We start from the raw sequence: 215 nt of genomic DNA on the forward strand, positions 1-215 counted from the left end.
GGGTGATCGTACCCGGCGGCACGGCGGTCGCCGTGGCGGTGTTGACCACACTGCCCGCTGCTTCATCGGCAGCGGTGATGGTGTAGGTGTTGTTGCTCGGAGCGCAGGCGACATTGCTGGCGCCAACCGCCAGGTTGGCGATGGTGCATACCAGGCCCGGCAGCATTGCATCGCTCACCACCACGTTGCTCAGCGCCACCGTACCGGTGTTGCTG

1 protein-coding gene is annotated in these 215 nt (G+C 66.0%); it reads right to left on the reverse strand.

Translation table 11 applies throughout. The features are described 5' to 3' along the window. On the reverse strand, window positions 1-215 hold a 215-nt coding region (locus tag ACVOK8_RS19195), incomplete at both ends, for a DUF7507 domain-containing protein (protein WP_481568208.1).

It is taken from the genome of Stenotrophomonas sp. STEN083 (assembly GCF_056759195.1).